We start from the raw sequence: 18,755 nt of genomic DNA on the forward strand, positions 1-18,755 counted from the left end.
CATTCTGAATTTTTAAAAAAGGAATGATTCATATGGAAGAAAAGAAGGGTCTATCACTGGGAGCTCTAACAGCAGCTGTTGTTACGAGTTCCATTGGCTCAGGTGTATTTACCTTAACAAGCTCACTAGCAGGAGGAGCCGCTCCTGGTCCAGTTCTACTAGCATGGTTGGTTGTTGGTTTCGGTATCATGATGTTGGCCTTAGCGCTCAATAATTTGTTACTGAAAAAACCAGAATCAGAAGGAATCCAAGCTTATGCCCAGGCTGGCTTTGGAAATTTTGCTGGCTTTGTCAGCGGATGGGGATATTGGCTGAGTGCTTGGCTTGGAAACGTGGCCTTTGCGACTGTTTTGATGAGTTCGTTAGGTTATTTCTTCCCGGTCTTTAAAGGTGGACAAAACATTCCGTCAGTAATCTTTGCAAGTATTGTTTCTTGGACATTAACATATATCGTTAATCGCGGGGTTGAATCAGCCGCCGCAATGAATACGATCATTACAATTTGCAAGTTGATTCCACTATTTGCCTTTATCGTTGTTGGAATCTTTGTTTTCAAAGGTGGTATCTTCACAGCTCACTTCTGGTCCAATGTGGCTTCAGGTGTAGCAGGGGGCGCCAGTGTTACAGGACAATTTAGATCTTGTCTGATGATTATGATGTGGGTTTTCGTTGGGGTTGAAGGTGCTAGTATGCTTTCATCTCGTGCCCAAGATAAAAATGATGCCGGTAAAGCTACGATTATCGGAATTATCAGTTTATTAGTAATTTATGTTTTAGCATCAGTTTTGCCATATGGTTATTTGTCTCAGAATGAATTAGCTAAGATTGATCAACCAGCTATGCTCTATATTTTCCAAGATATGGTCGGAAAATGGGGCGGTGCCTTTATCGGTGTCGGCTTGGTAATTGCAATTCTTGGATCTTGGTTGTCATGGACAATGCTACCAGCAGATACAACAATGTTGATGGCTGAAGACAAACTCTTACCAGCTTCATTTGGTAAAAAGAATAAAAACGGTGCACCAACCTTTTCATTAGTGTTAACCGCTGGATTAATTCAAGCATTTCTATTAGTGCTCTTGTTCTCACAAGAAGCTTATAATTTTGCATTGTCACTATGTACCGCAGCAATCGTTGTCTGCTATATCTTCGTTGGTTTATATCAAATCAAATTTTCACTCCAAAATAAAGACATGAAACAACTTTGGATTGGTATCTTCGCTGCTGGGTTCCAAATTATCGCCATTATCTTAGCTGGACTACATTTCTTAATGCTAGTCTGTATCGGTTACTTACCGGGAATTTACTTCTACTACAAGGCTAAGAAGGACTATAACATTGACGGTGGAAAACTAACAAAATCAGAAATTTTCTGGTCAATCTTGATTGTTGCCTTTGCGATTATCAGTATTGTAATGGTAGCGACAGGAGCAATTAAAATCTAGGAAGTGTTTGAAATGAAAATAGCCGGATTTGGTGTTGAAGAGTGGTTGAACGTTCACGAACGTGAAGCTAAATATGACTTAGCTCAAAGTACGATCACTTCATTTTCAATGAATGAAATTAAAGATTTAACTCAAGCTGATATCTACGGTCAGCTTGATGAACAAAAAATGAATTATGGGTGGATCGAAGGTTCACCAACGTTTAAAAAAGAAATTAGTAAGATGTATCAGAATGTTGACCCCGATAACATTCTGCAAACAAATGGTGCGACTGGCGCCAATCTCTTAGCAATTTATTCACTAATTGAACCTGGTGACCATGTCATCAGTGTTTATCCAAGTTATCAACAGCTTTATGATATCCCGAGATCATTAGGAGCTGACGTTAGCTTTTGGAAATTACGTGAAGATAAAAATTGGTATCCAGATATTGATGAATTGAAGAAATTGATTCGTCCAAATACCAAGATGATTTGTATCAACAACGCCAATAACCCAACTGGAACGATTTTGGATAGGAAGTTTTTAGAGCAAGTCGTTGAAGTTGCCCGTTCTGTTGGTGCCTACATTTTAGTTGATGAGGTCTACTTGCCATTTGATGAGTCGGTTGATTTCGCACCGATAGTTGATTTATATGAAAAAGGTATTTCGACAAATTCTTTGTCTAAGACTTATTCTATGCCCGGAATTCGTGTGGGTTGGACAGCTACTAATGCTGAACTAGCTGATATTTTCCGCAAATATCGTGACTATACGATGATCTGTTCCGGTGTTTTCAGTGACCAAATGGCTTGTCTGGTCTTGGAAAATAAGGATAAAGTTTTGGCACGTAATAAGAAGATTGTGTTAGATAATCTGGCTTATTTCAAAGCTTGGGTTGAAAAAACTCCGAAAGTTAGCTGTGTCTTTCCAAATGGTGTGTCGACGTCATTTGTTAAATTAGATACGAAGAAATCAAGCTTAGAATTTTGCCGCGACCTATTGCAAGATACTGGGGTCCTACTAGTCCCTGGTGAAGCATTTGATGTGCCCGGCTATGCAAGGTTAGGTTATTGTGCACCGCATGAAACACTTACCAAAGGTTTAGAAGTTTTAGGAGAATATTTACAAGACAATTAAAGCAAATTCGCTTATTCTGAGGAGAAATGATTATGACAAAAGAACGTATCGTTGTTGCCTTAGGTGGTAACGCTATTTTAAGTACAGACGCTAGTGCAAAAGCACAACAAGAAGCTGTTAAGAAGACATCTGAATCACTTGTTGAATTCGTTAAGAATGACAAAGATTTAATTATTACTCATGGTAATGGTCCTCAAGTTGGTAACTTGTTATTACAACAAGCTGCTGCTGACAGTGAAAAGAACCCTGCTTTACCACTTGATACGTGTGGTGCTATGACTGAGGGTAGTATCGGTTATTGGTTCCAAAATGCTATGAAAGAAGTTATGCTTAAGAATGGTATTAACAAACAAGTTGTAACTTTGATCACACAAACAATTGTTGATAAGGATGATCCTGCTTTTGGAGATCCTACAAAGCCAATTGGACCATTTTATACAGAAGATGAAGTTCCAGGTCTAAAATCAGCTCATCCAGATTGGACAATTGTTGAAGATTCTGGTCGTGGTTACAGACGTGTTGTTCCATCACCAAAACCAGTTGAAATTAATGAATATCCAGCTATCGAAGCTATTTCAAAAGCTGGTGTTATTCCTATCGTTGCCGGTGGTGGCGGTATTCCAGTAGTGAAAGACGGTGATCGTCTAATTGGTAAAGAAGCTGTTATTGATAAAGATTTTGGTGCTTCAAAGATTGCTCAATTAGTTGATGCTGATAAGTTGATTATTTTGACATCTGTTGGGGGAGTATTCTATAACTTTGGTAAGCCAAATCAAGAAGAAATTTTTGACGTTGCTGCCGATGAAATTCAAAAGCATATTGATAACGACGAATTTGCTAAAGGTAGTATGATGCCTAAGGTTCAAGCTGCTGTTGCCTTTGTTAAAGCAACTGGCAAACCTGCTGTTATCGGTGCTTTGGATGATGTTAAAGAAATTATTGCTGGTAATAAAGGAACAGTTATTCACAAATAAATATTGTTATTGGTAGTTTTATATGCTATCATACTTGTGCAAAAGAAGGATTAATTGATTGGCAGATTTAAAGCGAGGCTAAGCATTGGTGAGAGTTAGCTATTTCGAAAATCAAGTCGCACCCTTCTTCATAAAATTAAATAATTCAATTAATGAGTGGATATTAATCAATTAGAGTGGTACCGCGGGAAATCTCGTCTCTTTCAATGAACAAGTGTTTATTGGAAGAGGCGTTTTTTTTATCTAAAGGAGGAAAATATGGATTTTAAACAACAAGTAGTAGATGCACTAGCTAAGGTTTTACCTGAGGAAATTACAAAGGAACAAGTTACAAAATTGATCGAGAAGCCTAAGACTTCAGATCTTGGTGACTATGCTTTCCCAACATTTATTTTGGCAAAGACATTGCACAAAGCTCCTAACATGATTGCTGAAGATTTGGTTGGCAAAATCGATACAACTGGATTTGAAAAGGTTGTAAATACTGGTGCTTACATTAACTTCTTCTTAGATAAAGCAGCTTTCTCAAATAATGTTTTACATGAAGTATTAACAGAAAAAGACAATTATGGTAATGCTGACGAAGGTAAGGGCCGTAACGTTCCTATCGATATGTCATCACCTAATATTGCTAAGCCAATGTCAATGGGACACTTACGTTCAACTGTTATTGGTAACTCAATTGCCAAAATTATTTCAAAATTAAACTATCAACCAGTTAAGATCAATCACTTGGGTGACTGGGGAACTCAATTCGGTAAGTTGATTGTTGGTTACAAACTTTGGGGTTCAGTTGAAGAAGTTGAAGCTGATCCAATCAACAACCTTTTGAAGTATTATGTTCGTTTCCACAAGGAAGCAGAAGATAAGCCAGAACTTGACGACGAAGCTCGTGCTTGGTTCAAGAAGATGGAAGATGGCGACAAAGAAGCCTTAGCACTTTGGTCATGGTTCAAGGAACTTTCATTGAAGGAATTCCAAACAATCTACGATCGTCTAGATGTTCAATTCGATCATTTCACTGGTGAATCATTCTACAATGATAAGATGGATGCCATTGTTAAGACTCTTGAAGACAAACATCTTCTAAAAGAAAGTCGTGGTGCTGAAATCGTTGACTTGTCAGAATACGATCTTTCACCAGCTTTGATTAAGAAGACTGATGGTGCCACACTTTATATCACACGTGACTTGGCAGCTGCTAAGTACCGTAAAGATACTTTCGACTTTGTTAAATCACTTTACGTTGTTGGTAGTGAACAAGCAGAACACTTTACAAAACTTAAGATTGTTTTGAAGAAGATGGGTTATGACTGGTCAGATGATATTGATTACATCCCATTTGGTTTGATTACAACAGGTGGTAAGAAACTTTCAACACGTAAAGGTAATGTTATCTTGCTTGATGACGTGCTAAATGACGCTGTTGCACTTGCTAAGAAACAAATTGAAGAAAAGAACCCAGATCTTAAGAACAAAGATGCCGTTGCTGAAGCAGTTGGTGTCGGTGCGGTTGTCTTCCATGATTTGAAGAATGATCGTCGTGATAGTTTCGACTTTAACCTTGAAGAAGTTGTTCGTTTTGAAGGTGAAACTGGTCCTTATGTTCAATATACAAATGCTCGTGCCTTGAGTATCTTGAGAAAAGCCGGCGATGTTGATTACAGCGATGCTAAAGACATGGCAGTTACAACTCCAGAAGCTTGGGATACAATCAAGTTACTTCAAGATTTTGGCAATGTTGTTGATCGTGCTGCTAGAGAATATGAACCATCAGTTGTTGCTAAGTATGTTTTGAAGCTTGCTAAGAGTTTCAACCAATACTACGCACACAGCAAAATTTTGGCTGACGACGAAGGTTTGAAAGCAAGACTTGCATTAGTTAAGTCAGTTTCAATCGTTCTTCAAATGTCATTAGGACTCTTAGGTGTTAAAGCTCCAGAAGAAATGTAGGGTGAATCGGTTTTGGATAGAAAACTTTTTAGCGAACTATCAGAAATAAAAACAACCACACTAGATTTAGCATGGTTGTTACTGGCAATTGGTTTTACTTATCTAAATTATGGAACCTTCAATTTCTTGTATGGACTCTTAGGTTTCGTGGCAGTTTTCTTCATTCATTTATTTATTAACTTCCATAATAATTACATGGATTATAAAAATGCCACGAGCCAAGAATATCGTGAAAAAATTAGTACCATTGGTATTAATCGTGAATCACTGGCAATAGTCAAAAAATGGATGTACGGTTTGGCCATTTTTCCATTAATTATCGGAGCCTTTCTCGTTTATAAAACTGGCTGGGTCACTTTAGCAATCGGGGTTGCGGGTGTCTTGATTGGTTTGTCATATTCGTCAGGTCCCAAGCCACTGAACTCAACAATGTTTGGGGAAGCAGTGGTGGCTATTGCCATTAGCCAGCTGATTCCAATAGCCTACTCCTATCTAGGGCTAGCGGGAACAGCTAAGTTTGATTCTAGTACGGCCATTTCGGTGATCCTAGTCAGTTTACCGAACACCTTCGCCTTTTTCTGTGCGGAGTTGGGTAATGGCACGTGCGATTTAGAAGCAGACATTAAAAATGGTCGTCATACATTGGTGAGTAAAGTAGGGAAAGCCAATGCCTTGAGTTTGTTTAAAGCTAGTTGGTCCTTAGCCTTCCTGCTAGTTCCAATTCTAGCTATTTTAAAAGTAGTACCTTACATTACACTGCTAATTGTGCTACTTTATCCAAATATTTGGGACGATTTTCGTCCTTATCTGAAGGAACAAGTTAAAACAAAGACCTATCCTTTAGTAATCAAAGCTGTAGGAAAATTCTCCGTAACATATATTTTATTGATCGCTGTCGGGGCGATTATTAAACTAGTTATGTCAGCAATTTAATTACAGTTCCTCAGAAAGAGTCAAATGATAAAAAAATCACTCCTAAAACTTCTTTCTGAATATAAAAGAAGAGCTCACCTAATTGTCGGGATTAGGTGAGCTTTTTGGTTGCTGTTAAATCAGCACATATTAAATTATACATATTTTTCGATAAGTTTGCTTGAATAATTTTAGTTTTTCCGCTAAAAGGTTGGCTAAACGTCAATTTATGAGCAAATAAAAGTAAATTTCCCGTTTTGGCATGAGGATTATACAGTGGATCATTCACGATTGGCCAGTGATTATATGACAAATGGACACGTAGTTGATGAGTTCGACCGGTTAATAAATTCAATCGTAGGAGAGCAAAATCGGCATTTTTTTCGACAACTTGGTATTCAGTCGTTGCAGATAGACCGTCACTAGTGACCATCCGTTTCCGAACGTCAGTTGGATCTTGACCAATCGGTTGCTTAATTGTACCAGATTCATTAATGGATGCATCAAGGTTAACTAGTGCTAGATATTCCCGATGTAGCGTCTTACTACTAAGTTGGCGATTGAAAATAGGAACTAAATAGGGCGTTTTACTAATTAAAACGAGACCCGAAGTTTCCATATCAATTCGGTGAACCATGTAGGGATGACCATTCTTCAAGTAAGTTTCAACATCATTCATCAAAGAATCGGACTCGTCGGTTTTATTGGGATGAGTTTTTTTACCAGCAACTTTATTAACAACGATAATGTCGTCATCTTCATAAACGACATCAACAGGGTCATTTCCAGGCAAGTAATGTTGTTCGGTGCGAGGTGGAAAATTGAAATTTAAGGTAATGACATCATTATCTTGAACAATCGTGTTGAACGAGTGGTACTGGCCATTAATGAGGACATCTTGTTGAATACGAAAGAAATGTTGCCATTTTTTAGGAATGAGCCATTTTTTGAGAAGTTCCCGGATGGACAGTTCTTCATTATTTTCTTGATGATAGGTAATTTTTTTTTGATACATGTGTTTATCTCCTTAAGAATTGTTTGAAATAATATATTTGTTAAATAAACTATTGGAAATATTATCAAAATAGGCTTTAACTATGATATTTTAATTTAATCATCATAAAAAACATAATGAAACATCCAAATTGTTTTATAGTCAAATAATCAACTAGCCGGAAGGAACAAAAATTTAGGTCGCTGTGCAGGTGGCGTTAGCACTTTAGTGCTTACACCACGGGACGAGTTTTGAAACTCGCGTACTTTGCGAGGTTCAAAATCGAGGTTCGAGACCGCTTTTTGGCTCGAACCGGTCCCCATAGCGACCTAAATTTTTTGTTCCTGGAGGCGGCAATTACTCTAATTTAGAGTAATTTTTTAAATAGACCGATAATGTGATAAAATTTGTTCTTATACAGAGGTATTTAAACAATGAATAATAACAATGGTTTTTGGGATTGGCTTAAACCCAAATTACTAGTTGCTTGGACTTTTATAAAAAAATATTGGAAGAGATATCAACTGACACGTTGGTTGATCTTGCTTGTTTTGACACTTATTTTAGTCTTGAGTAGTTACTGGACTTACAAGGCTAAAACAAGCAACGTAGACGATCTGCAATCATCATTGCAAACGAAGACGACCATTTTAGATAAAGACGGCGATGATGCCGGTCAATTATATGCTAATAAAGGTACGTACGTTAGTTATGATAAAATTTCCAAAAATATTCAAAATGCAGTTACTTCAACTGAGGATAGAACTTTTTGGACTAACCCAGGATTCAGTATTAAGGGTTATGCTAGAGCTGCGTTAGGGTATTTGATCCATCATGGTATTTCTGGTGGTGGTAGTACTTTGACGCAACAATTAGCTAAGAACTCACTATTAACACAGAAACAGACGTTGTCTAGAAAAGGTGAGGAACTTTTCTTATCAATCGAAATTAACCGTGTTTACTCTAAGAAAGAAATTATTACGATGTATCTGAACAATGCCTATTTTGGTAATGGTGTTTGGGGTGTTCAAGATGCATCTGAAAAGTATTTCGGTAAAAATGCTTCAGAGCTTAATCCGGCTGAGGGCGCTGTTTTAGCAGGGATTTTGAAAGCCCCAAATGCGTATAATCCCATTGACAGTATGAGTAATTCAACTTCTCGTCGCAATCTGGTTTTGGACTTGATGGTTCAAAATAAGAAATTAACTGCTTCAGAAGCTTCATATTATAAGAATACCGCAATTGATTTGAATGACAATTACGAAGTAAGTAGTTCTTACAAGTATCCATATTTCTTTGATGCCGTAATTGATGAGGCTGTTAATAAATATGGCTTGAAAGAAGACGATATTTTGAATAAGGGTTATAAGATTTATACGACCCTCGATCAAAAGATTCAGGCTTCGATGCAATCATCATTTAATAATATTTATTTGTTCCCAGGTAATGCAGCTGATGGTACGAAGGTTCAAGGTGCTTCAGTAGCAGTCGATCCTCAAAATGGTGGGATTTTAGCCGTTGTTGGTGGTCGTGGTGATCATACTTTCCGTGGCTTTAATCGGGCTACTCAAATGCGTCGTCAACCAGGATCAACAATTAAACCATTGGCGGTTTATACACCAGCTATTGAAAATGGTTACAGTTATGATTCAGAATTGCCTGACCAAATAACGACTTTTGGTAAGAATAAATATGCTCCAACTAATGCGGACGGAATTTATCAAGATTCGATCCCAATGTATAAGGCATTGTATCAAAGTGAAAATATTCCAGCCGTTGCTTTATTAGATAAAATTGGTGTCAAAAAAGGTGTTAGTTCGGTTGAGAACTTTGGTATCAAAGTTCATAAGAACGATCAAAACTTGGCTTTGGCACTAGGTGGTTTGGAAACAGGTGTATCGCCGTTACAAATGGCTCGAGCCTATACTGCTTTCGCCAACGAGGGTAAATTGGCTGATACACACTTTATTACTAAAATCGTCGATTCAACAGGGACATTCATTGTTAATAATAGTAGTAGCTCAACTAAACAAATTATTAGTAAAAATACTGCTAAAGAAATGACTAGTATGATGCTTGGTGTTTATAACGAAGGTACTGGTAAATTAGCTAAGCCGGCCGGTTATCAAATTGCTGGTAAGACAGGTAGTACCGAAGTTCCAGAATCATATGGCTACGCTGGTACAAAAGATCAATGGATGATCGGTTATACACCAGATGTTGTCGTTGCTAGTTGGATGGGCTTTGATAATACAGATAAAAATCATTTCTTAACAGGCTCGAATGAAAATGGTATGTCGACCTTATTTAAGAATGAAATGACAAACATTTTACCAGATACTAAGGAAACCGATTTTGGCGTTAAAGATGCTTCGAGTTTAGCTCAAGATAATACCTCAAAGAGTGGCGATAATGATATTGCTAAATCTATTCAAGATGGGGTAAACAACGTTAAAAATAAGGCCACGGAATGGTATAATGATATTAAGAACTTTTTTGGTCAATAGGAGGACTATATGAACATTTACGATAGCGCCAATCAACTTGAACAAGACTTAAGAAAGACAACTGAAGTTGCTGAATTAAAGCTTGCTTTTGAAGCTGTTAAAGCTAACGATTTGGCTTACAAACTTTTTGATAAGGTTCAAAACAAACAATTTGAACTACAACAAAAACAAATGCAAGGTCAAGAAATCACAGACGACGATATTAAAGCAATGCGTGAATTGACAGATCAACTTTCAAATTACACTGAAATCCAAAACTTAATGGAAAAAGAGCAAAAGATGAATTCAATGATGGATGAATTGAACAAAATCATTTCAAAGCCTATCGCAGAAATTTATCAAGATAAATAACAAGGACTTAGGGCTTAAGTAATTTGCTCAAGTCCTTTTCTTTTACAGTGCCGCCTTCGGGCGTGAGAAATTTAGACTGCTGTGGGGACCGGTTCGAGCCAAAATGCGGTCTCGAACCTCGATTTTGAACTTTGAGAAAAACACTCAAATTTCAAAACTCGTCCCGTGGTGTAAGGACTAAAGTCCTAACGCCACCTTCACTGCTGTTTAAATTTCTCACGCCCGAAGGCTGGTGTATTCGTTCTATATTTTGTTATGATTAATAATGAAGTATTTAAGTATTCATTTAGGTTTTGATATGTAAAATATTGGTTTATTTTAAGAAAAGAGTCGTATTTTACAACTATCAGTAATATAGTGCTGGTAGTTTATTGTTTGATTTAGCAAATTTAATATACTAATATAGCCTATTTTTTAAGGCAGTTATGGCAAAACTGTGATAATTGTTATTCATTAAGAAAGAACTAGCTGGAAAGAGCAAAAATTTAGGTCGCTGTGCAGGTGGCGTTGGCGCTTTAGCGCCTACGCCACGGGACGAGTTTTGAAACTCGCGGTTTATGCGAGGTTCAAAATCGAGGTTCGAGACCGCTTTTTGGCTCGAACCGGTCCCCATAGCGACCTAAATTTCTTGCTTTTGGAAGCGGCATATTTTTATATCAAGGGAGTTTTAGAATGAAGTTTTTGCATGCAGCAGATTTACATTTAGATACACCTTTTATTGGCATTAGCAATTTTTCAAAAGAACTGCAAAAACAATTGCAAGAATCAACTTACCAGGCAGCTAAAAAACTTTTTGATACCGCTGTTGCCGAACAAGTTGATTTCGTGATTTTAGCTGGTGATGTTTTTGACGATACTGATAGTTCGTTGAAAGCACAGATGTTTTTACGTGATGAATTTGAAAAATTGAAACAAGCCAAGATTAAGGTCTATTTAATTTACGGTAATCATGATTATTATCGTAATAATTTTGCTGTAGTTAAATTTCCTGATAATGTTACTGTCTTTGGGCAAGATGTCACTACGGTTGAACAGACAACCAAGGATGGTCAACGTGTTGGTCTGACTGGCTTTAGTTATTATAAACAACATATTAATGATGCTGTTGGCAAAGACTATCCACAACGAGGCGACTTTGATTACCAAATTGGAATTTTACATGCTGGTGTCGGTGATGATAATTACGCTCCATTTCAAGTGAGCGATTTATTGCAAAAAGGTTATGATTACTGGGCTTTGGGTCACATTCACAAACGTCAGATTTTACATGAGTCACCTATGATTGTCTATTCAGGTGATATTCAAGGTCGAAATCAAAATGATATAACGCCAAAAGGTTTTTATATTGTCTCAGTTGAAAATCATGTTACGCAGATGAAATTTGTGAAGAGTAGCGTCTACACATGGGATAAGGCGTCGATTGAAGCTCGAGTTGAAGATACAGCTGACTCTTTGATTAATAAGATTACTGATGTTTTGAGTAATCCGGAAGTATTATTAACGTTGACTATCAACAATGCTCAAAAATTGAGCGCTGATGTGTTAAAAATGTTGAATCGTAATGAGATTTTGCAACATTTTAGTAACGTACAAACTCCAAGTGTTTTATATAAAATATATTTAAAATTTAATGACAATCCCCAATTGTCACAAATTGACCAAAAATATTGGGATGAGGCAGAAAACCAAACTATCAATTTGGATGATATTAAAGACCTCGATAGTAAATTGTATTCATCAAGTATTATTCGGGATCACATTAATGATCCGGATTTCTTGAAAGTCATAACGGAGATGACTCGTAATACGATTAATCAAAAATATACTGGAGAATAATCGTGAAATTAGTTAAAGCAAATATATACGGTTTCGGTAAATGGATTGACCAAGAATTTGACTTTGCTCAAGATTATCAAGTTATTTTTGGTGCTAACGAAGCCGGAAAAACAACGTTGTTGAATTTTATCCAGAGTATTCTCTTTGGTTTTGCTTCAGCACGTGGCGAAAATAAGTTTTTGCAATATAAGCCACGCAACAGTGGTAAATACGGTGGTGAACTGATCTTTAAGGCTGAGGATAATACCTTGTGGACTGTTCGTCGGGTTGATGGCAAGGGCGATGGAGATTTAACCCTCTTTCATGATGACGAACAAGTTCCAGTGGCATTAATGTCAGAAATTATCGGCAGTTTTACTAAGGATGATTTTGCTGATACGCACGTTTTTGACGATAAGAGCATTTTGTCGATTTATGGCTTAGACGAAAATAAATTGGAAACAGAAGTTATGTCAATTGGTGCTGTGGGTAGTAAAGAGTGGTTGGCTACAGCTGATAGTTTAGAGCATGCGGCTGACGATATTTATAAAGCTCGAGGCCAAAAGCAACCACTAGTTGTTAGTCTGAAAAAATATGATGAACTGGTGGAAGAAAAAGCTGAGATTGAAAACCAACAGGTGGCATATCAACGTGTTAAGGCTAAATTGGATGAAACTGAAACTGAATTTAATGATAATGCGGTCTTATTAAAACAAGCTAACGAAGCCGAGAACAACTTGCGTAATTTGGATAAGAAGTGGTCTCGCTATAATCAATTACAACGAAGCCATGATTCGAATCATACGACATCACAATTGATTCAAAGTGAGGATTGGGAACGAGTTTTAAAGGCTAATCAAGAATTGAGTACTCTTAAGGAAACTGCTACACCGAATCGAATCGCTGATTTAGATAACGTTGAGAAAGATATTCTTAAAAATTATCGTATCAATCAAACACGATTAGATTATGTTCGGAATCAAAAGTTTGAATTGCAAAATTTGCAGTTCCATCGGGATGATATGAATTCCAAATTATTGAAAGTTGATACGCAAGTTGATCAATTATTTAAAAATCATCCTGAATTGTCAGAAAAAATGTTGCCTTTAACAGGCGAAGAAATTGATCAGTTGACACCTCAAACAGGCAAAAAAAATAATGTACCACTAATTGTTTGTGGTGTAGCCGTGATTTTGGCATTTATTATTAACCCTTTGCGGTGGCTATTCATTTTAGCAGCAATTGGTAGTGGAGCTTGGTATTGGTATCAAGAGCGGACTAATCGAACTAATTCTGATTTGAATAATTATCCATTTTTGCAAACTAAAGGTTACGAAGGGTTATCGCGTGAGGCAATTTTAGGAATTCAAGGAACGGTTATTGCTTTGGATAACTTCCATACAACGCAAAATGGTTTGATTGATGGAATTAAATCGATTGAAGTCGATTTGAATAAGTGGCGGAAGATTTTGTTAGAATTGAATGTTCTTGATTCTTCCTATAAGAATGACAATTATAATGAACAAATTGAGAAATATTTTGCTCGTTTGGACCAAATTAGAGCAAAAGCTGATGTGGCTGAACAAAGTCAAGCTCAGACACAAAAGATTGTTAATGAACGCGAAATTCGTTTGAATCAGTTGAATAAAGAAATTTTTGCCATTTTACAAAAGTATCAAGCAATCAATATGAATATGTTTACGCAAATGCATACACGCCAAATTGAAAACCAAAAGACGTTGACGCAAATTAAGCAGGATAAGGATTTTCTAGGAACAGATTTGGCTGAATTAAAAAAGTATACCGATCACAATGTCTTGAGCGAGGAATTGAATCAAGCGACAGCCAAGAAAACCGCATTGTCTGATAAAAACAATGAATTAAGTCGACAAATGGGTTCGTTGAAAGAACAAATGCAACAAATCTTTGATAATAAACAATATCAACATATCGTGACAGAGATGGCTCAGAGCAAACAAGATATCATTGAATATTACGATGAATGGATCTCAAATAAGTTGGCTAGCAGTTGGATTCGAAATATGTTAAATATTGCGACAGAAAATCGTTATCCAAAGATGATTCAAAAAGCAACGCAATATTTTAGTTTGTTAACTAACAAGCACTATATTAAGATTGATTTTAGGAAGAAAGATATTGTCGTAACAAGTGCTAATAAGAATACTTTTGACGTACATGAATTGTCCAAAGCAACAACGATTCAATTGTATTTAGCTTTAAGATTAGCTTTTGTGACGGAAATATCTGATTTGATCAAATTACCAATTTTGATTGATGATGCTTTTGTTGATTTTGATATTTCGCGGAAGGAAAATGTTTTTGATTTGATTAAGGAGATTGCCAAGGCTAACCAAGTTATCTATGTAACTGCTAATCAACCAGAAAATATTCCAGATGATCATATATTGAAAATGGGGGAGAGAGATAGTGCCTAAACAGATAATTGATTTTAATAAGGGCGAAGACATGAGTTTGGAAGTTATTATTAAACGTTCTGACTTTCGTTTAGCTAAGAATGGTAAGAACTTCTTATCACTAGTATTTGAAGATAAATCTGGACAAATACCTGGTAAATATTGGGATGCTAATGAAGAGGATGCCCAAAAATACCGAGTTGGAACGATTGTTCAGCTAGAAGGCCGTCGTGACTTGTACCAAGGGAAACCCCAAGTGAACATTACTCGTTTAGGTCTCTTGGATCCTGAAACAGTTGATATGTCACAATTCGTGCAAACAGCACCTATGAAAAAAGTTGATATGGAAAATGAATTTGATGATGTTTTCTTACAAATTACCAACGGTGCATGGAATCGCATTGTCAGATATTTATTTAAAAAGTATCATGACCGTTTCTTTACTAGTGCGGCTGCTAAAACAAATCACCATGATTTCCAAGGTGGACTAGCCTTTCATACTTTGAGTATGGTTCGTATGGCTGAGAGTATTTCAGATCAATATCCACAGATTAACCGAGCATTGTTGATTGCCGGAGCTTGCTTACATGATTTTGGTAAAATTATTGAATTAACAGGTAGTCTTGATATCGAATATACTTTCGAAGGAAACATGTTAGGCCATATTACGATAGTTGATGAAGAAATTGTTAAAGCGGCTGAGGAGCTTAATATAAGCCTTGAGAGCGAAGATATGATTTTACTTCGTCATATGATTTTGTCACATCATGGATTGCTAGAATATGGTTCACCAGAACGTCCGAAGATATTGGAAGCAGAAGTTTTGCATAATATTGATATGATGGATGCTTCAATCAATATGATTACTAAGGCAATTGATAAAACAGAAAACGGCAAGTTTTCAGAACGAATCTTTGGTCTTGATAATCGAGCATTTTATAAACACAGTTAACTAAAAGTTGAAAGTTAAATATGTTGTGAAGATAGTAATAGGCCGCCTCCAGAAGCAAGAAATTTAGGCCGCTGTGGGGACCGATTGGAGCCAAAGAGCGGTCTCCAATCTCGATTTTGAACTTCGCAAAGTACGCGAATTTCAAAACTCGTCCCGTGGTGTAATAGCTAAAGCTATAACGCCACCTTCACAGCGACCTAAATTCTTGCTTCTTCCGGCTAGTTTATTCTTTGTTTTGGATTAAGAGTAAATAAGTTCCGGTATTACTATTTAGTTTGGCTATTTTCGCGTTAATGATGACTAGAGTACCAAGACTTAAACTATGTTTTGAATCTTTCAACCTTTAGACAGTTAACTAAAAAAATCAGATAATCTCAAAAGTAACATACTGAGATTATCTGATTTTTTTTATTATTTAGAATAAAGTAGTCCAAATTAATTGCAAGTTCAAAATGATTAAGATAACAGCAATTACCCAAGACAAATACTTGACCCAAGGACGATTGACGAATGGTCCCATAAGTTTTTTATCACTTGTGAAAAGAATTAAAGGAATCATTGCGAATGGTAAGGCGATAGATAGAAAGACTTGTGAGAATGTCAACAGACTTTCAATTTTAGATTCACTACCTTTGTAGTAAACCGCAAAAGCCAATACAGGTAAGATTGAGAAGAGTCGTGTCAATAATCTTTGTGCCCAAAGAGGCATTTTTAAATTAATGAATCCCTCCATAATTAATTGACCAGCTAGCGTTCCGGTGATAGTTGAACTTTGACCAGAAGCCAAGAGGGCAATAGCGAAAAGCATACTCAACATTGGACTAGCAATAGCTCCAACAATCTTGGAATTGCTTAAAGCATTGAATAGGTCAACGAAACGACCTAAATCGCTATGAGTTCCGTAGAATAAAGCTGCACCTAAAATCAACAATAAACTATTGACGATAAAGGCAAGTGTTAATTGGATATTCGAATCCGCAATTGTGAAACGAATTGTTTTTTTCACTGAATCGTGATCATGAATATCATATTTACGTGTTTGTGAAATGGATGAACCAAGATACAAGTCGTGGGGCATAACAGTTGCACCAACGATACCAAGAGCCATATAAAGCATAGGTTGGTTAGTTAAAATTTTTGCTCTAGGAACGTAACCACCTAGAACACCCAAAGCATCAGGCTTTGATAAGAAGACTTCATAAGCGAAGACAAATAAGATAACAGCAACTAAAGTTGCCACGATAGCTTCGATTTTATGAAAGCCCAATTTCATTAGAAATAGCAAAATTAAAACATCGAACGCGGTAATTGTAATACCGACAATCAATGGAAAACCAAATAATAACTCTAATGCGATACCGGAACCAATAATTTCAGCCACATCAGTTGCCATTATCGCTAGTTCAGTGATAACCCAAAGGACAAAGCCACCAACTTTAGAAGTTCGATCCCTTGTCAGTTGAGCCAAATCACGACCTGTAACAATACCTAAGCGTGCTGACATTGCTTGGAGCAACATCGCAATCAGACTGGATAGCAGTACGACAGTCAATAGGGTGTACTTGAATTGAGCACCACCACCAATTGAAGTAATCCAGTTACCGGGGTCCATATAACCCACAGCAATCAAGGCACCAGGCCCTGTATATGCTAAGAGAGTCTTGAAGTAACCAGCGTTGTCTGGCACGTCGATTGACCCATTGATTTCATCGAGGCTTTTTCGTTGTCGGCCAGTTTCTCGAATGAATTTGCTCTCTTTTTCTTCATCATTTTTACCCTTCAAAATGACTCGACCTCTTTTCGTAGTTTGTTAATCCTACTAGCGAGGTTCCTTATTTTAACGAACGACAATTACTGAAACAGGGGCACGTTTGGCAAGTCTTGGTCCAATCGCTCCAGAAATTTTAGAGTGAGGGAACTGTGTGTCAGCTCCAGTTACAATTAAGTCTGGTTGAAAATCGGGAATCACACGTTCTAAGATGACGTCGTCAACGTCGCCACCCTCATAGGCAAGAGGTTCAACCTTATTCAAACCATTATCTTCCGCAGCCTGAACGTATTGTTCGACTGCTTGTTTGAGATCATCACGTTTTTCTCTGATTTTTGATGGTGTCAAAGAATCGAAAATATTGATATCTTCACTTTCCATAACAGAAACGATTCCTAAAGTAGCATCATAATCGTGAGCAAGAGTAATTGCAAAGCGAAATGCCCGAGTAGTTGATTCGTGATCATCTTCATCAACCGTTAATAAAATTCGTCTGTAAACTAAAGGGTCTTGAATTTCAGTCTTATCCATAAAATATTACCTCCTGAATAAATCATTAATGTACTATGTTTCATCTTTATCATACAGGTGTCTAACGACAGCACAAGAGTCAGCAACTACATTTCGTAGTTCCTAAGAAAATAATTTGATTACTTCAAATTTAGAAAAAAGACCCTCAGTAAAAGAAGTTAACTTTGATTAACAAAGATATAAAGATTTTAGTTCGAACCTCAATCTAATTATAATTATTATCATGCTAGTTGTATCGGTTATTAAGAAATTAATTGGAATATTTGAAACAAATTTATTATTAAAACTTAACTTTTTTGATGTTGATTTGCTGATATTGCTGGAGGCAGTGAATATCAGCTGCAAGATGTCAGGTTTGGGCTAGTTAAATATGCTGTGTCGCCTCCAGGAACAAGAAATTAGGTCGCTATGGGGACCGCTTCGAGCCAAAGAGCGGTCTCGAAGCTCGATTTTGAACCTCGCAAAAACCGCGAGTTTCAAAACTCGTCCCGTGGTGTAAGGACTAAAATCCTAACGCCACCTTCACAGCGACCTAATTTCTTGTTCCTTCCGGCTAGTTTATTCATTGTTTTAGATACATATAAAGCCATGGAAAAAATAAATCATAAACAAAAATGAAATTGGCGGTAATTTTTTTACCAGTTTTTTCTAATTTTAATACCTAAAATTATATAAAGGTGAGGGAAGCAAATATCCAATTAAAAGGATTATTTAAATTTAGATTTATAAAAAGACTTCAGTCGGAAGAACCGAGAAATAGTTACTGGCTGTGAAAGTGGTGTTAGTGCGGGTGGTTTTCCCGTGCTTACAGCACCGGGCGTGTTTGGAGACTCGCTTGTGAGGCTTCAAACCGAGGTCTGAGACCTTGGCTCAGACCGGTCCACATAGCCAGTAACTATTTCTCGGTTCTGGAGACGGCATATATATATTAAAAAAGGTAAAAAAAATAACGCTGGTATTTTACCAACGTTATTGATTATGTGCGCCCGGCATGGGCGC

Annotated in this window: 13 protein-coding genes; 10 read left to right on the forward strand and 3 right to left on the reverse strand. The window is 36.9% G+C overall.

Going from position 1 to position 18,755, the window contains the following annotated elements:
• Positions 1-32 precede the first annotated feature (32 nt).
• The 5 genes from arcD to FD31_RS05545 all read left to right on the forward strand — a co-directional run bounded on the left by arcD (position 33) and on the right by FD31_RS05545 (position 6,424).
• Complete coding sequence (gene arcD, locus FD31_RS05525) at positions 33-1,445, forward strand: arginine-ornithine antiporter (protein ID WP_083483595.1); 1,413 nt, start codon at positions 33-35, stop codon at positions 1,443-1,445.
• Positions 1,446-1,457: 12 nt separating this feature from the next.
• Entirely contained in the window at positions 1,458-2,564 is a 1,107-nt protein-coding gene (locus tag FD31_RS05530) for an aminotransferase (protein ID WP_057891771.1), read from the forward strand.
• Between the two features lie 32 nt (positions 2,565-2,596).
• Positions 2,597-3,538: a carbamate kinase gene (gene arcC, locus FD31_RS05535; RefSeq protein WP_057891772.1), complete on the forward strand. Its 942-nt coding sequence runs from the start codon at positions 2,597-2,599 to the stop codon at positions 3,536-3,538.
• Between the two features lie 258 nt (positions 3,539-3,796).
• The gene (gene argS, locus FD31_RS05540) at positions 3,797-5,491 is read left to right on the forward strand and encodes an arginine--tRNA ligase (RefSeq protein ID WP_057891773.1); all 1,695 of its coding nucleotides are present in this window, start codon (positions 3,797-3,799) and stop codon (positions 5,489-5,491) included.
• 12 nt (positions 5,492-5,503) lie between these two features.
• Entirely contained in the window at positions 5,504-6,424 is a 921-nt protein-coding gene (locus FD31_RS05545) for a prenyltransferase (RefSeq protein WP_057891774.1), read from the forward strand.
• A gap of 91 nt (positions 6,425-6,515) precedes the next feature.
• Here the strand turns inward: FD31_RS05545 and FD31_RS05550 are convergent, their stop codons facing one another.
• Positions 6,516-7,418: an RluA family pseudouridine synthase gene (locus tag FD31_RS05550; protein ID WP_057891775.1), complete on the reverse strand. Its 903-nt coding sequence runs from the start codon at positions 7,416-7,418 to the stop codon at positions 6,516-6,518.
• Positions 7,419-7,831: 413 nt separating this feature from the next.
• Between FD31_RS05550 and FD31_RS05555 the strand changes: the two genes are divergently transcribed.
• From FD31_RS05555 to FD31_RS05575, 5 genes are all read left to right on the forward strand, one after another.
• The gene (locus tag FD31_RS05555) at positions 7,832-9,904 is read left to right on the forward strand and encodes a PBP1A family penicillin-binding protein (RefSeq protein WP_083483596.1); all 2,073 of its coding nucleotides are present in this window, start codon (positions 7,832-7,834) and stop codon (positions 9,902-9,904) included.
• Between the two features lie 9 nt (positions 9,905-9,913).
• Complete coding sequence (locus tag FD31_RS05560; RefSeq protein ID WP_057891776.1) at positions 9,914-10,255, forward strand: YlbF family regulator; 342 nt, start codon at positions 9,914-9,916, stop codon at positions 10,253-10,255.
• 672 nt (positions 10,256-10,927) lie between these two features.
• Positions 10,928-12,091: a metallophosphoesterase family protein gene (locus FD31_RS05565; RefSeq protein WP_057891777.1), complete on the forward strand. Its 1,164-nt coding sequence runs from the start codon at positions 10,928-10,930 to the stop codon at positions 12,089-12,091.
• A 2-nt stretch (positions 12,092-12,093) separates the two neighbouring features.
• The gene (locus tag FD31_RS05570) at positions 12,094-14,526 is read left to right on the forward strand and encodes an ATP-binding protein (protein ID WP_057891778.1); all 2,433 of its coding nucleotides are present in this window, start codon (positions 12,094-12,096) and stop codon (positions 14,524-14,526) included.
• The gene (locus FD31_RS05575) at positions 14,519-15,457 is read left to right on the forward strand and encodes a 3'-5' exoribonuclease YhaM family protein (protein ID WP_186811275.1); all 939 of its coding nucleotides are present in this window, start codon (positions 14,519-14,521) and stop codon (positions 15,455-15,457) included. Before FD31_RS05570 ends, FD31_RS05575 begins: the two co-directional genes overlap by 8 nt.
• Positions 15,458-15,872: 415 nt before the next feature.
• On the opposite strand, the gene FD31_RS05580 is transcribed toward FD31_RS05575, so the two are convergent.
• Both FD31_RS05580 and FD31_RS05585 read right to left on the reverse strand, forming a co-directional pair.
• Positions 15,873-17,240, reverse strand: coding sequence for an Nramp family divalent metal transporter (locus tag FD31_RS05580; protein WP_222592682.1), 1,368 nt, complete (start codon positions 17,238-17,240; stop codon positions 15,873-15,875).
• Between the two features lie 54 nt (positions 17,241-17,294).
• Entirely contained in the window at positions 17,295-17,756 is a 462-nt protein-coding gene (locus tag FD31_RS05585) for a universal stress protein (RefSeq protein ID WP_057891779.1), read from the reverse strand.
• Between the last annotated feature and the right edge of the window lie 999 nt (positions 17,757-18,755).

Origin of the sequence: Companilactobacillus nantensis DSM 16982 (assembly GCF_001435815.1) — a bacterium.
GTDB lineage: Bacteria > Bacillota > Bacilli > Lactobacillales > Lactobacillaceae > Companilactobacillus > Companilactobacillus nantensis.

Bases quoted from the DNA above. Each gene is read 5' to 3' on its own strand.
- arcD (WP_083483595.1), top strand. From the start codon at position 33: ATGGAAGAAAAGAAGGGTCTATCACTGGGAGCTCTAACAGCAGCTGTT.
- FD31_RS05530 (WP_057891771.1), top strand. From the start codon at position 1,458: ATGAAAATAGCCGGATTTGGTGTTGAAGAGTGGTTGAACGTTCACGAA.
- arcC (WP_057891772.1), top strand. From the start codon at position 2,597: ATGACAAAAGAACGTATCGTTGTTGCCTTAGGTGGTAACGCTATTTTA.
- argS (WP_057891773.1), top strand. From the start codon at position 3,797: ATGGATTTTAAACAACAAGTAGTAGATGCACTAGCTAAGGTTTTACCT.
- FD31_RS05550 (WP_057891775.1), bottom strand. From the start codon at position 7,418: ATGTATCAAAAAAAAATTACCTATCATCAAGAAAATAATGAAGAACTG.
- FD31_RS05555 (WP_083483596.1), top strand. From the start codon at position 7,832: ATGAATAATAACAATGGTTTTTGGGATTGGCTTAAACCCAAATTACTA.
- FD31_RS05560 (WP_057891776.1), top strand. From the start codon at position 9,914: ATGAACATTTACGATAGCGCCAATCAACTTGAACAAGACTTAAGAAAG.
- FD31_RS05565 (WP_057891777.1), top strand. From the start codon at position 10,928: ATGAAGTTTTTGCATGCAGCAGATTTACATTTAGATACACCTTTTATT.
- FD31_RS05585 (WP_057891779.1), bottom strand. From the start codon at position 17,756: ATGGATAAGACTGAAATTCAAGACCCTTTAGTTTACAGACGAATTTTA.